The organism is Tardiphaga robiniae, assembly GCF_013359755.1.
GTDB classification, from domain to species: Bacteria; Pseudomonadota; Alphaproteobacteria; order Rhizobiales; family Xanthobacteraceae; genus Tardiphaga; species Tardiphaga robiniae.
Genome location: NZ_JABMCJ010000094.1, coordinates 344,214 through 357,461, shown reverse-complemented (window position 1 = coordinate 357,461; position 13,248 = coordinate 344,214). Strand labels below are relative to the sequence as shown.

The following is a 13,248-nucleotide window of genomic DNA, read 5'->3' as shown; positions in this document are numbered from 1 at the left end:
GCAACCGAATTTCACGTTTGAGTACGGAGTGGCGCGATGAGTTCGAAGGGATTGGCGATGGCTGATGAAGCGCGTTCGCGGCTGGGCCGCGGTCTTGCAAGTCTGATCGGCGATGTCGGCGGCGAAGCCGCGCATGTCGAGCGTCCTTCGCGCAACCAGCGCAAGGTGCCAATTGAATTTCTCAAGGCCAATCCGCGCAATCCGCGGCGGGCCTTTGCGGATGCGGAACTCAGCGAACTCGCGGCGTCGATCAAGCAGCATGGCGTGATCCAGCCGATCGTGGTGCGGCCGGTGAAGGGTAGCAACGATCGCTTCGAGATCATCGCCGGCGAACGCCGCTGGCGCGCGTCGCAGATCGCCGGTCTGCATGAAGTGCCGATCGTGCCGCTCGACGTGACGGATTCGGCCGCGATGGAAATCGCGATCATCGAAAACGTCCAGCGCGAAGATCTCAATGCGATGGAAGAGGCGCAGGGCTATCACGCGCTCGCCGAGACCTACAAACACAGCCAGGACGAGATCGCGAAAATCGTCGGCAAGAGTCGCAGCCATGTCGCCAACATGATGCGCCTTACCAAGCTGCCGGATGACGTGCAGGACCTGATCGCATCGGGACAGCTCTCCAACGGTCACGCCCGCGCGCTGATCAACCTGCCGGACGCATCGAGCGCCGCGAAACGGATCATCGCCGAGGGACTGAACGTTCGTCAGACCGAAGCGCTTGCGCATGAAGAGGGCGTGCCGGAGCGTGCGCCGCAGAAGCCGCGCACGTCATCTCCCAAGGCGGCGAAGGATGCCGACACGATCGCGCTGGAGAAACGGGTCAGCGACGTGCTCGGGCTGAAAGTGTCGGTGGATCACCGTGATCCCGGCGGGACCGTGATCATCAAGTATCGTGATCTCGATCAGCTCGACGAAATTCTGAAGCGGCTGGATTCGGAAGGCTGATTTCGACGGTGCTGCTTCCTAACCTCGCCCCGCTCTGCGCGGGGAGAGGTCGCCGCGTGTTCGCGGCGGGTGAGGGGCAGCGCACAGAGTTCGCCGCAGAGATATGCTCTCGGGTCGGATCATTTCACTGACGTTTTTGAAGACGAATTGGTGCGATCCGAAAGATCGTGTGTTGGGCTGACTTTGTCCCATGCCCCTCACCCGACCGGCTTCGCCGGTCGACCTCTCCCCGCAAATGCGGGGCGAGGTTAAGGGAGCGCCATCGCTACTTAACCGCGCCGCCTTGCATTCACGGCAATCGACATCAACGCCCTCTGTGCGATCACCGCGCCGAGGGCGTTTTGCTTGCGCACGTCGAGAGCAGCGATGGCAAGCTGCTCGATGATGTTGACCAGCCGCTGCGCCGAGAAATTTCGCAGCGCTGCTTCCACCGTTCCCTTGCGGGAAAAATGCAGCCGCGGAAATCCGCTTTCCACGGCTACTGATGCCGAACTACCAGCCTCCACCAGCAGGCTGGCTTTGTGCAGCAATGCGGCCTGGCGCTGCGCGGCCATCATGATCATGCCCGGATAAGTTCCGGCGATCATCGCCTTGTTGAACTCGACTTCCACCGCGGCGGGATTCCCGGCAAAGGCGCCGTCGACAATTGGATCGATCTTCAGCTCGGACGCGTCGGCGACGACGGCCATCACGTCGTCGAGCGTGACTTCGCCGGTACCATGCGCATAGAGCGTGAGCTTGCGGAGCTCGTTACGCGATGCCTGCCGATCGCCGCCGAGCAGCGACATTAGTGTGGCGCGTGCATCCGGCGCCATGCGGAGATTGGAGACGCGGAGCTCTTCATCGATAAGCTTTGCGAGATCGCGCTCGGTGTCGGGGTAACAGGCGATGGCCACCGCGGTCCTGGCCTTCTCGCAGACTTTCCGCAATGGCGATTCCGGCCGAAGCTCACCAGCCTCGATGACGATGCGGCAATCCTTGATATCGGAGTCAGCGAGCGTGTCGACGCCGCTGGAAAAATTCTTTGAGCCTGCGCGCACACGGATCGCCCGTCGCCCACCGAACAGCGGCACCGTCATGGCTTCTTCGACGAGACGCGACGGCTCGGCGGCCAAATCATCGCCGTCCATGCGAACCAGCGAAAATGGATCATTGGGATCGTCGACCGCGGATTTCATCAGCGCGTCGGCGCGTTCGCGGACGAGTCCAGCGTCAGCTCCGTAGAGCAGAATGATCGGCCGGCCGGCATCCGGCCGCGCCAGAAACGTGTCGATGTCTTTTCCGCGAAGCGCGACCACGCGACGGGCTTAGGTGCCGGCGTAGAAGAACGACGCCAGACGGGTATTGATGTTGTCGGCGATCTCACCCGCCGCACGGTCTTCGGCGTCCCGATAGGCGCGGGCGCGGGCGAAGCGCTGCAACTGGCCCGGGATGTCATAAGTGACACGGGAGAAGGTGCTGCCGGTCAGGACCTGTTTGCCGGTGGCTATCTCGATCAGACCATAGGTCGCATCGATGCCGTAGTTTTCGCTGGTCGGCAGCGCGGTATTCGGATCGACGATCAGCGAGGTCCGGCTCGGATTGAAGCGAATCTTCAGCTGATAGGTCGGCGGCAGGCCGGTGGCGCTGCCGTACATCTTGAACATCAGTGCATTGCGGATATTCACGCCGACGCGCGCTTGCGGCGATGCGTTGGGATAGTCTAGCGGCGGAACCTCGACGCCCTGCAGCTTCTCGCGCAGGCCGGGTTTACCGTCGCCACGCTCGGCATACATCGGCTGGAAGCAGCCGGCCGTCAGCGCCGCCAGGGTGGCGACGACCATGAGCCGGGCGGCAATACGGGATTTAGCCGACAACATTCACGATCCTCTGGGCGACGACGATGACCTTCTTGACGGGTTTGCCGTCGAGAGCTTGTTTTACAGCATCGAGCGCCAGAGCGGCAGCCTCAATTTCCGGGTTCGTCGCTTCCCGGGCCACTGTGACTTCTCCGCGCTTCTTGCCGTTGACCTGTACCGGCAGGGTCATGGTGTCTTCAACCAGCAGATTGGGCTCGATTTGCGGCCAACGGGCTTCCGAGATCATGCCCGGTTGCCCCAGTACGCCCCAGCATTCCTCGGCCAGATGGGGCATCATCGGCGCAAACAGTTGAACAAGAATGACCGAGGCCTCGTGCAGCGCCCAGCAGACGTCCGGGGTCAGAGTTCCCGGCTTCGCTAAAGCTTCGCCCAGCACATTGGAAAATTCGCGGATATGGGCGAGGCAGACATTGAAATGCAGCTTTTCGATCTCGATCGAGACCTTGCTGAGCGCGCCATGGGCCGCCTTGCGGATCGCCAAGGCATCGGGGCCGAATTCGGTGGGACGGGCTGCCGGCGCCGATTTGCCGTGCGCGGCTGATTCGTTGATCTGCCGCCACAGACGCTGCACGAAGCGCGAAGCGCCTTTGACGCCTTCTTCGCTCCAGATGACGTCGCGGTCGGGCGGCGAATCCGACAGCATGAACCAACGGGCGGTATCAGCGCCGTAGGTGCCCATGATGTCGTCGGGGTCGACTGTGTTGCGCTTCGACTTCGACATCTTTTCGATCGGGCCGATGGTGATGTCTTCGCCAGTGGCGATCAGCGTAGCGCGTTGGCCGTTACCGCCAATCTCGATGTTGATCTCGGCCGGTGAGGCGAAGGTGCCGTCCTGTTTCTTGTAGGTCTCGTGCACCACCATGCCTTGCGTGAACATGCCGGCGAACGGTTCGTCGAAATTGACGTGGCCGGTGGCCTTCATGGCGCGGGTGAAGAAGCGGCTGTACAGCAGATGCAGGATCGCGTGCTCGACGCCGCCGATATACTGATCGACAGGCATCATTCGATTGGCAACGGCGGTCGTCGTGGGTGCCGACGTGTTCCATGGATCCGTGAAGCGCGTGAAGTACCAGGACGAATCCACGAAGGTGTCCATGGTATCGGTTTCGCGCCGCGCATCCGCGCCGCAGTTCGGGCACTTCACATGCTTCCACGTCGGATGATGATCCAGTGCATTGCCCGGCTTGTCGAAGGAAACGTCCTCCGGCAGCACGACCGGCAGATCCTTGTCCGGCACCGGCACGATATCGCAGCTCGGGCAGTGGATGATCGGGATCGGGCAACCCCAATAGCGCTGACGTGAGATGCCCCAGTCGCGCAGGCGGAAATTGATCTCGCGCTTGCCCCAGCCGTCCTTCTCGAAAATCTCGAGCGACTTCTTCATCGCTTCTTCGCAGGTCATCACACCGGGTGCACCCACCCAACGGACATACTGCACAGTCTCACTTTTCGCCGGAGCGAAAGCGATGTTACCAACGCGCTCATCGCTACCGACGGGCACGAACACGTCGAGCACCGGCAGGTCGTACTTGCGCGCAAAATCCAGGTCGCGCTGATCGTGTGCGGGGCAGCCGATGATGGCGCCGGTGCCGTAATCCATCAGCACGAAGTTTGCGATATAGAGTGGCAGTGTCCATGACGCGTCGGCGGGATGCGTGACCTTGATGCCGGTGTCAAAGCCGAGCTTCTCGGCTGTGTCGATCTCGGCCTGCGAGGTGCCCATGCGATGGCATTCCTCGATGAAGGCGACAACGTTGGGGTCTTTTTCTGCCAGCGCTTTCGCCAGCGGATGATCCGGCGAGATCGCAGCGAAAGTCGGGCCATACATCGTGTCCGGGCGTGTCGTGAACACCGGCAGTTTGTCGAATCCCGCGGGTGCGCCGATCAGTCCGAACTGGAAATGCAGACCTTCCGACTTGCCGATCCAGTTGCGCTGCATTAGGCGCACCTTGTCGGGCCAGCGATCCAGCGTATCCAGGGCAGACAGCAGCTCGTCGGAATATTTACTGATCTTGAAGAACCACTGGGTCAGCTCGCGCTGCTCCACCAGCGCCCCTGAGCGCCAGCCGCGGCCGTCGATCACCTGCTCATTGGCCAGCACGGTATGGTCGACCGGATCCCAGTTCACCTTGGACTTCTTGCGCTCGGCCAAACCTGCCCGCATGAAATCGAGAAACATCTTCTGCTGATGCTTGTAGTAGGTAGGGTCGCAGGTTGCGAATTCGCGCGACCAGTCCAGCGACAAACCCATGGTCTGCAGCTGCTTTTTCATCGACGCGATGTTCTCATAGGTCCACGCCTTCGGAGCGACTTTGCGCTCGATCGCGGCGTTCTCGGCGGGCAGGCCGAACGCATCCCAGCCCATCGGATGCAGCACGTTCTTGCCCTGCGCGCGCTGGAAGCGCGCAACCACGTCGCCCATCGTATAGTTGCGGACATGGCCCATATGGATGCGCCCCGACGGATAGGGGAACATCTCGAGTACGTAATACTTCTCGCGCGGATCGTCGTTCTTGGTGGCGAAGATCGCCTTGTCGTCCCAGACGCGCTGCCAGCGCGGTTCGGTCTCGCGGGCGTTGTAACGTTCGTTGCTCATGGTGTTTTTGAAATCCGCCGGCCGGTTCGAGCGCTTCTCAGATCATGGACGCGCGAACGAGGTCGCAAACCGGTGCTTGCTCGGGCTGAATTCGCGCTTGAGGCCGGGGACTAGGCCATAAAAGGCTGCGTTAGGTCAATGGTTTAAGACAAGAAACGGGACCAGGGGCGGGCCCGTAGTCTCACCCCGCCAGCGACACGGCCGTGCCATATGCCCGCACAAAGCCGTGCTCCACCACGGTGTTGCGGCCACGCCGTTTGGCGGCGTAGAGCGAGGCATCGGCTGCCTCGATCAAATCGTTCGCCGTCTCCAGCGTAGCTGGCATCGTCGAGGCCACGCCGACACTGACCGTGACCCGCTGATGTGCGCTGGTGGCATGGGAGACCGCCAGGTTCCAGATTGCCGCGCGTACTATTTCGCCGATCTGGATGCCGCGGGCGACCTCGGTGCCCGGCAGCAGCAGGCAGAATTCCTCGCCGCCATAGCGTCCGGCAAAGCCCGAGCAGCGATCGGCCAGGCTGGAGAGAGCTTCGCCGACGCGCGCCAGGCAAGCATCGCCTTCGGGATGGCCATAGGTGTCGTTGAAGAGTTTGAAGTGATCGACGTCGATCATCAGCAGCGTCAGATGGTCGCCGGATTGCTGGGCCTTCAGCCATTCGAAATCGAGGCGGCTCTGGAAGCCGCGCCGATTGGCAAGGCCAGACAGCATGTCGATGGAGGCAAGCACCGTGAGCTGCTCGTTGCTGGCGCGCAATTCGCGTTCGCGACCACGCAACTGCGCCGCCATGCCGTAAAATGCGCGTGCCAGCGGTACGAACTCGGCCGGCAGCTTGTTCCGCGCTACGCGGGCCGACCAGTCGCCGCGACCGAAGCGCTGCGCCATGGTCTCCATCATCTGGATCGGCTTGATGATCAGTCGCTCCGCAACCACCAGCGCGCCAAGCAGAACGAACAGGCAAACGAAGGCGAGCTGCAAATAGGCGGTGCGGATCTCGCGATCGGCAACCGCCGAGACTCGGGCCTCGTCGATGCTGACGATCAATTGCGCGCCGGTACCGGGGATTGTCGCGAATGATACGGTGCGCTGTGAACCGTCACTGGCGCTGAATGACAGCGAACCGGTCTGCTTATCCGTATTGCGCAGATGCGCTTCGATCATCGGCAATAGAGCAAGGTCTTCCATCGGCCGACCAATCGCGCTGGCGTTTGTCGGCGGCGCTGCAAGCACGGTGCCGGCATGATCGACCAGCAGTGTCGTGACACCGGGCCGGTCGCCGAGATTGCCCATGATCTTCGACATCCAGTCGAGATTCACCGCCGCCAGTACCACGGCATCGTCGTCCTTAGTCAGGCCCGGTGCGAGATAGGCCGCCATCACGGTCGGCTGGTTCGTCAAGCGGCTGAACAGATAATCGCTGACGACAAACTCACCGGTCGCAATCGCTTTCTTGAAATAGGGGCGATCGCTGAAATCGAATCTCTGCTCGATGACTTCCGGCCAGGTCGAGCACATGGCGATGCCATCCGCACCGGCCACTGTCAGGCTGCGCAGCCACGGCATATCGCCGCGGAGGCTCGCCCGCATGATGGCGCAGCTCCGATTCACCTGAGCGGCCGACGTATAGATGTAGGCGGATGATTTCAGCACGGCCTCGATCGAGGCGAAGACTTCGCGCTGTGCATCGGCGCTGTGCTGGGCGACGCCAGCGAAATCACGCGCGGCCGTCGCGATCTGGTGGGTACGCGTCGCATCGAGTGAGCGAATTCGCTCCGCCATTAATGGCCCGACCAGAATGAGGGCCAACAGGACCAGTCGAGCGCGAATGCCGAGAGCTCCCCTGAGCCTCGCTTTATTGCGGTTAATACCGATGCGTGACATCTTCGATCCCTAAGCCCCGCGGACATAGGTACTCCAAAGCCTTCAAAAAGCCTTTCCCGGATTCGTTAAACTGCAATGGATCTCAAGAAAGTTCGCGCCTTGGTTGAAAATAAATCCGTGCAAGAGTCGTCGGGCGTAACGTCTTCTTTACCAACCGACGGACTCGCTTCGGTCGAGTACGATATCTTCCGCGCATGTAACGAAGCGCGGCGGGACCGCAGTTCTGTGACGTTGATCGCGGTGTCGAAGACGTTCGAGGCTGACGCAATTGCGCCCGTGATCCAGTCCGGTCAGCGTGTGTTCGGCGAAAATCGCGTCCAGGAGGCAAAATCCAAATGGCCGGCGTTAATCGCCACTCAACCCGCGATTGCGTTGCATTTGATAGGGCCTTTGCAGTCCAACAAGGCCAAGGAAGCGGTTGCCTTGTTCGATGCGATTCACTCGGTCGATCGACCGAGCATTTGCGAAGCGTTAAGCAAGGAGATGAAGGCGCAGCAGCGGACGCCGCAGCTCTTCGTACAGCTCAACACTGGTGAGGAGCCGCAAAAGGCCGGTATCGCGCCGAGCGAGGCTGATGATTTCCTGGCCCGCTGTCGCGATACCTATGGGCTGACGATTTCCGGACTGATGTGCATTCCGCCGGTTGAGGATGCGCCAGCGCCGCATTTCGCGCTGACGGCGAAGATCGCTGCACGTAACGGATTGACCGGGTTGTCGATGGGCATGAGTGCCGACTTCGCCATCGCCATCCAGTTTGGCGCGACTCATGTGCGCGTCGGCTCGGCGATCTTCGGGAAACGGTAGTTCTTCTCTTCACTTCCGTTAATGGGCCGTTGGCGCTTTGCCTGAACTGAAAAGTTCCCGACCGCACGCCTGAAGGTGCGCCATAATGTCGCACTATTCCGTCTCGACTGTGTCCGGACGCGGGATCCCCGCCCCGCGAGAGGGACAGACATGCGACACTTTCGCTCCGTTACCTGGCTTCTGGCCGCGCTGGTCGTGTTCACCATGCCGGTCGTTGCCATGGCGCAGATCATCAGCATCACGATTGCTCCACCGGAACTGCCGGTCTACGAGCAGCCCGCCATTCCCGCGCCCGGCTATATCTGGACGCCCGGCTTCTGGGCCTATGGTCCGGACGGTTACTACTGGGTGCCCGGCACCTGGGTCGAGCCGCCTCAGGTCGGCCTGTTGTGGACGCCGGGCTTTTGGGGCTGGCACGATGGCTATTACGGTTGGAACGCCGGCTATTGGGGAACCCATGTCGGCTTCTATGGCGGCGTCGATTACGGCTACGGCTATAGCGGCGTCGGTTATGGTGGCGGTCGCTGGAATAACGGCGTGTTCGCCTACAATCGGACCGTCAACAATTTCGGCGGTGTCGCGGTGACGAATGTCTACAACCAGACCATCGTCAACAATACGACCAACATCACAAGGGTCAGTTTTAATGGCGGCACGGGCGGCACAACCGCGCAGCCGACGCCGCAGGAGCAGGCCGTCGCGCACCAACCGCACATCGCGGCGACGGCCGTACAAACCCAGCACGAACATATCGCGAGCACCAACAGAGCGCTGCGCGCGTCCGAAAATCATGGGCATCCGGTGATCGCGGCGACTGCCAAACCGGGTGAATTCACCGGCAAAGGGGTCGTGGCAGCGCGGGAAGTCGGGCCGGCGGCGACGCCCGTGCCCGCGGTACTTCCTGCGACCGGCGCCAAACCGCCAGCAAACAGGCCGGTTGCGAACGCAACGCCTGAGAACAAGGGGCCACCGACGACCGTCGCACATGCGACGACCAATGGTGCAGTCCCGCCGAAACCGCTGAACGCCGTAGCCAAGCCACCTGCTATCAGGCCGCCTGTCGCCCCGCACCCGGCGGCTCCCAGGATGGCCGCTGTCGCGAAGCCGCCGGCCCCGCCGCATGTTGCCGCCGCGCGGCCAGTATCGCATCCGGTTGCAACTCATCCGGCGCCCCGTCCGGTTTCTCATCCGCCGGCGAGACCGAAGGCCCCGACGCATAACGATTCGCGTAGGAAGCCGGAGTAACCGATCGATCTGGCCGGGTTATTCTTATCCTCGGTCAGATCTTCACGCCTCGCCTGAAAAATTTGAAGATGGAGTCTGCACCAGATCTACCCAATGACGATGCGCGTCTTCGGCCCGATCCGGGCCAGCAGCCGCAGCATGGCTGGCTTGGTCATGGCGACACAGCCCGCGGTCGGCGCGAATTTCGGGCGGGCCAGATGCAGGAACACTGCACTGCCTCGCCCTGCGATCCGTGGTCGGGTGTTCTGGTCGATCTCGATGATGAAATCGTAGAGATGATCCTCGCGGGCCAGTCGGTCGCCGTCACTTCCACGATCGAGCCGGACCGGTCGATTGTAGTGCCGATCAGACGGATCCTCGCACCAGCCATCCATCGGCGTGATGGGGCGGATCGGCAGAAAGCTACGCGGACGTGGATTGCGGTCGGCCCGCCACCACAGCCGGATGGGGCGAAACGTCCCACGCGGCGTTCCGCCGTCGCCTTCGCGTTTGTTCGCCTTGATTCCGCCGCGGCCGAGCGCGACGGGTATGGTTGTGTGGTCGGTCGTCAGCCATCCACGGAGTCTGTCTCCGGCTGACGCGCGAATGTGAACCATAGTTAGCGGTCGATCACGCAAGCTTGTTCGATAAGTGTCTGAAATAACGAGACTTCCCATCCGAATCGCGAACTCCGCCTTGCTATTTACCGCAAATGTTCTATTTCGCGCTGCAGCAGTACATTCGCCGGGAATGTCGCTGATTTTGCGCTAGAATATGCAGTAACGGCGAAGCCTGTCACGATTTCTGGCCCACTGTTTCAGCGCGGCGAACAACGCTCCGCCGCAGCCGTTCAAAGGATTGTCGCAATGCCCAATGCCCGCAAGATCTTGATCGTGGATGACGATACTGATTTGCGCGAGGCGCTGGTCGAGCAGCTGTCGCTGCACGAAGAGTTCGAGGCCTCCGCTGTCGACACCGGCGCCAAGGGCGCTACTGCAGCCAAGGCCAATTCCCCCGATCTGGTGCTGATGGATGTCGGCCTGCCCGACACGGACGGTCGCGAAGTCGTGCGCAGCCTGCGCAAGGGTGGCTTCAAGGCGCCGATCATCATGCTGACCGGGCATGACACCGATTCCGACACCATTCTCGGTCTGGAATCCGGCGCCAATGATTATGTCGCCAAGCCATTCCGCTTTGCTGTGCTGTTGGCGCGTATTCGTGCGCAGCTCCGTCAGCACGAAGCCAGCGAAGATGCCGTCTTCACCGTCGGTCCCTATAGCTTCCGGCCTGGCTCCAAGATGCTCACCGGTGCCAATGCCAAGAAGGTCCGCCTGACCGAGAAGGAAACGGCGATCCTGCGCTTCCTGTACCGCGCCGGGCAGTTGCCGGTGTCGCGCGAGACGTTGCTGCAGGAAGTCTGGGGCTACAATTCCGGCGTCACCACGCACACGCTGGAAACGCACATCTATCGGCTGCGTCAGAAGATCGAGAAGGACGCCGCCAATCCTGAAATCCTGGTGACGGAAGCCGGTGGCTACAAGTTGGTGCCGTGATACGATTCGGGAGCCGATTCGCCATTAGCTGTTCGGTATCCTCCTTTGCGCGTCCCGATCACACGGTTCTGCATGTCGATCGATGATGATGTAGCCCTGCTTGAGCGCGTCCCGACATTGCGCCTGTTGGGTATCGCCGCTTTGCGCGTGATCGCGATCGGTTCCGAGCAGCAGGAATTTGCGCGGGGCTCGGTGTTGTTTCGGCAGGGCGACGATGCCGATTGCGGCTACGTCGTCCAGAACGGCGCATTCCGCATCAGCCTCGACGACGGCAGCGATCATGAAGTGATCGCAGGCCCCGGCACATTGATGGGCGAACTTGCATTACTGGTGGCGATGCAGCGGCCCTCGACGGCGGTCGCCACGGAATATTCCAGCACGATCCGGATCACACGCAGCCTGTTTCAGCGCGTGCTTGACAGCGATCCCGCGGCCGCGCGCCGTCTGCGTGACGACATGGCGACTCGCGTCAGTCAGCTCGCCAGCGACGTGACGCTGATCGGCGCCAAGCTCAGCCAGTAACTGATATCAAAGCTCCAGCACCGTCGTGACCGGGACGTGATCCGATGGTCGCTCCCAGCCGCGTGCATCTGACGTGACGGTGAAGTCGCGGATCGAATCTTTTAGCGCGGACGACACCCAGATGTGATCGAGGCGGCGGCCGCGATTCGACACCGCCCAGTCGGCGGCGCGGTAGCTCCACCACGTGTAGATCTTTTCCGACAGTGGAATGCGTTCGCGCGCGACGTCGATCCAGTTGCCCTCGCTCTGCACGGCGAGCAGCTTTTCGCATTCGATCGGCGTATGCGACACGATCTTCAGCATCTGCTTGTGCGACCACACGTCATTCTCATGCGGTGCTACGTTGAGATCGCCGACCAGGATATGACGCGCATCGCCGCGCGGATGCAGCGGCTCGCAGGTCTTCATCTCGTCGAGGAACGAGAGCTTGTGCGCGAACTTCGCATTCACGTCCGGATCCGGAACGTCGCCGCCGGCAGGCACATAGAAATCATGCACGATCAGCGGCACGGCCATGCCGGCCTTTTCGCCGAACGATACCGAGATGTGGCGTGAGTCCAGATTGTTGCAGAACACGCGGATGTCGCTGCTCTCGAATGGAAGTTTCGAGACGATGGCGACGCCGTGATAGCCCTTCTGCCCGTTCAGCACGACATGGTCATAACCGAGCTGTTTGAAGCGCTTGAGCGGAAAGGCATCGTCCGGGCACTTGGTTTCCTGCAGACACAGCACATCCGGCTGCATCTCTTCGAGAAACTTGGCGACAAGGTCGATGCGCAATCGCACCGAATTGATATTCCAGGTGGTCAGGGAAAAACGCATGGAAATCCGATGGTGAGACGGCGCAAGCGCGCCTGCTCATCATGAGGGCATCGCCTGCAGCGAAAACTAATTCGCGCCGCTGGTGGGATACTTGGTGAAGTCGATCTTGAACAGCCCCGGGTCGGGCTTTTTCGCGGTATCGAGATTGTAGATCGCGACCGTGGTGTCATAGCCCTGCGGGTCGGTGACGGTCCACTGCTTGAGCTGTCCATCCTTGGTGCCGACCATCAGCATCAGGCGCGAGGTGCCGACCAGCGCGTTCTTTTCCTCAATGGTCACCGACGTATAGAGGTCGTCAGCGCTGACGGCGACCACATTGGTGTCCTTCATCAGATCGATGCGATCGGACAGCAGATAGCGCAACGGTGTCTGCGACAGCGGGTAGATGTCCTGGGTTGCCAGCTTGGAATCGCGGACGGCGAGCGACTGGCCGTCGGACACCATGGCGATGGTCGTCGGTGCATCATATTCGAAACGGACCTTGCCGGGCTTCTGGATGAAGAAGTCACCGGTGGTGCGGCTGCCGTCCGGGCCCACCTGAACAAAGTTACCGCTCAGATTGCTGAGCGATGACAGATAGCTGCTGACCTTGCTCGCCTGCGCCTTCTGATTGGCGTCGAAGCTCATGAAAATGCTGGCGGGAACGTTGCGGCGCGGATCCGGAATGATTGGATTCGGTGGCGTGGATGTCGTCGCCGATGTCTTGGGTGCGATTGCAACTGGCGGCCGAACGGCCGGGGGCTCGGAGGCCGACATCTGGAAACTGCCATTGCTGCGCGCCTGCGGTGCAGGTCGCGGCAATGGGATTGACTGGGCATCGGCCGAGGGCGCCACAATGGCGGCGACAAACGTCGCGACGAGGCCGGCTGCGCCGATGCGCAGGAAAGACCGGTCTGCGGCGTGATGGGTCGGGCGTCTCATCAAGGCGTCGTCCTGCTCGGCGGGTTCGGCGCATTTTACCGCGCTTTGCGTCAGAATGGGTACCGGTTTTGCGGTCCGGCCGGTGGTCTCTTGCGCCCCCGCCGCGGCTGGCGCCGCCAG

General features: G+C 61.6%; 12 protein-coding genes. 5 read left to right on the top strand and 7 right to left on the bottom strand.

Annotated elements, in window-relative coordinates:
* Positions 1-57: 57 nt before the first annotated feature.
* Positions 58-948 (top strand): ParB/RepB/Spo0J family partition protein, encoded by an 891-nt coding sequence (locus tag HP556_RS27960; RefSeq protein ID WP_175369617.1) that lies wholly within the window; start codon positions 58-60, stop codon positions 946-948.
* A gap of 269 nt (positions 949-1,217) precedes the next feature.
* Here HP556_RS27960 and holA read toward each other — a convergent pair whose 3' ends face one another.
* The 4 genes from holA to HP556_RS27940 form a co-directional block, all read right to left on the bottom strand.
* A complete protein-coding gene (holA, locus tag HP556_RS27955; protein WP_175369340.1) occupies positions 1,218-2,246 on the bottom strand; it encodes a DNA polymerase III subunit delta in 1,029 nt (342 codons plus the stop codon).
* Positions 2,247-2,255: 9 nt separating this feature from the next.
* Positions 2,256-2,807 carry an LPS assembly lipoprotein LptE gene (locus HP556_RS27950; protein WP_089263131.1) on the bottom strand — a complete coding sequence of 184 codons (552 nt, stop codon included), beginning with the start codon at positions 2,805-2,807 and terminating at the stop codon, positions 2,256-2,258.
* A complete protein-coding gene (leuS, locus tag HP556_RS27945) occupies positions 2,794-5,403 on the bottom strand; it encodes a leucine--tRNA ligase (protein ID WP_175369339.1) in 2,610 nt (869 codons plus the stop codon). The genes HP556_RS27950 and leuS overlap by 14 nt, the downstream gene beginning before the upstream one ends.
* 181 nt (positions 5,404-5,584) lie before the next feature.
* Positions 5,585-7,282 carry a diguanylate cyclase domain-containing protein gene (locus HP556_RS27940; protein ID WP_175369338.1) on the bottom strand — a complete coding sequence of 566 codons (1,698 nt, stop codon included), beginning with the start codon at positions 7,280-7,282 and terminating at the stop codon, positions 5,585-5,587.
* A gap of 75 nt (positions 7,283-7,357) precedes the next feature.
* Between HP556_RS27940 and HP556_RS27935 the strand changes: the two genes are divergently transcribed.
* Positions 7,358-8,086, top strand: coding sequence for a YggS family pyridoxal phosphate-dependent enzyme (locus HP556_RS27935; RefSeq protein WP_175369337.1), 729 nt, complete (start codon positions 7,358-7,360; stop codon positions 8,084-8,086).
* Between the two features lie 150 nt (positions 8,087-8,236).
* Entirely contained in the window at positions 8,237-9,331 is a 1,095-nt protein-coding gene (locus tag HP556_RS27930) for a YXWGXW repeat-containing protein (protein ID WP_175369336.1), read from the top strand.
* 86 nt (positions 9,332-9,417) lie between these two features.
* On the opposite strand, the gene HP556_RS27925 is transcribed toward HP556_RS27930, so the two are convergent.
* The gene (locus tag HP556_RS27925) at positions 9,418-9,927 is read right to left on the bottom strand and encodes a L,D-transpeptidase family protein (protein ID WP_420878722.1); all 510 of its coding nucleotides are present in this window, start codon (positions 9,925-9,927) and stop codon (positions 9,418-9,420) included.
* A gap of 249 nt (positions 9,928-10,176) precedes the next feature.
* On the opposite strand from HP556_RS27925, the gene HP556_RS27920 reads away from it, so the two are divergent.
* On the top strand, positions 10,177-10,863 hold the full coding sequence (locus HP556_RS27920) for a response regulator transcription factor (protein ID WP_068730214.1): 687 nt from the start codon (positions 10,177-10,179) through the stop codon (positions 10,861-10,863).
* A 72-nt stretch (positions 10,864-10,935) separates the two neighbouring features.
* Complete coding sequence (locus tag HP556_RS27915) at positions 10,936-11,385, top strand: cyclic nucleotide-binding domain-containing protein (protein WP_089263672.1); 450 nt, start codon at positions 10,936-10,938, stop codon at positions 11,383-11,385.
* A 6-nt stretch (positions 11,386-11,391) separates the two neighbouring features.
* Here the strand turns inward: HP556_RS27915 and HP556_RS27910 are convergent, their stop codons facing one another.
* Positions 11,392-12,207: an exodeoxyribonuclease III gene (locus HP556_RS27910; RefSeq protein WP_120287667.1), complete on the bottom strand. Its 816-nt coding sequence runs from the start codon at positions 12,205-12,207 to the stop codon at positions 11,392-11,394.
* A 66-nt stretch (positions 12,208-12,273) separates the two neighbouring features.
* Positions 12,274-13,128 carry an outer membrane lipoprotein carrier protein LolA gene (locus HP556_RS27905; protein ID WP_338117626.1) on the bottom strand — a complete coding sequence of 285 codons (855 nt, stop codon included), beginning with the start codon at positions 13,126-13,128 and terminating at the stop codon, positions 12,274-12,276.
* Positions 13,129-13,248 lie beyond the last annotated feature (120 nt).

Bases quoted from the DNA above. Each gene is read 5' to 3' on its own strand.
- HP556_RS27960 (WP_175369617.1), top strand. From the start codon at position 58: ATGGCTGATGAAGCGCGTTCGCGGCTGGGCCGCGGTCTTGCAAGTCTG.
- HP556_RS27950 (WP_089263131.1), bottom strand. From the start codon at position 2,807: ATGTTGTCGGCTAAATCCCGTATTGCCGCCCGGCTCATGGTCGTCGCC.
- leuS (WP_175369339.1), bottom strand. From the start codon at position 5,403: ATGAGCAACGAACGTTACAACGCCCGCGAGACCGAACCGCGCTGGCAG.
- HP556_RS27940 (WP_175369338.1), bottom strand. From the start codon at position 7,282: ATGTCACGCATCGGTATTAACCGCAATAAAGCGAGGCTCAGGGGAGCT.
- HP556_RS27935 (WP_175369337.1), top strand. From the start codon at position 7,358: ATGGATCTCAAGAAAGTTCGCGCCTTGGTTGAAAATAAATCCGTGCAA.
- HP556_RS27930 (WP_175369336.1), top strand. From the start codon at position 8,237: ATGCGACACTTTCGCTCCGTTACCTGGCTTCTGGCCGCGCTGGTCGTG.
- HP556_RS27925 (WP_420878722.1), bottom strand. From the start codon at position 9,927: ATGGTTCACATTCGCGCGTCAGCCGGAGACAGACTCCGTGGATGGCTG.
- HP556_RS27920 (WP_068730214.1), top strand. From the start codon at position 10,177: ATGCCCAATGCCCGCAAGATCTTGATCGTGGATGACGATACTGATTTG.
- HP556_RS27915 (WP_089263672.1), top strand. From the start codon at position 10,936: ATGTCGATCGATGATGATGTAGCCCTGCTTGAGCGCGTCCCGACATTG.
- HP556_RS27910 (WP_120287667.1), bottom strand. From the start codon at position 12,207: ATGCGTTTTTCCCTGACCACCTGGAATATCAATTCGGTGCGATTGCGC.
- HP556_RS27905 (WP_338117626.1), bottom strand. From the start codon at position 13,128: ATGAGACGCCCGACCCATCACGCCGCAGACCGGTCTTTCCTGCGCATC.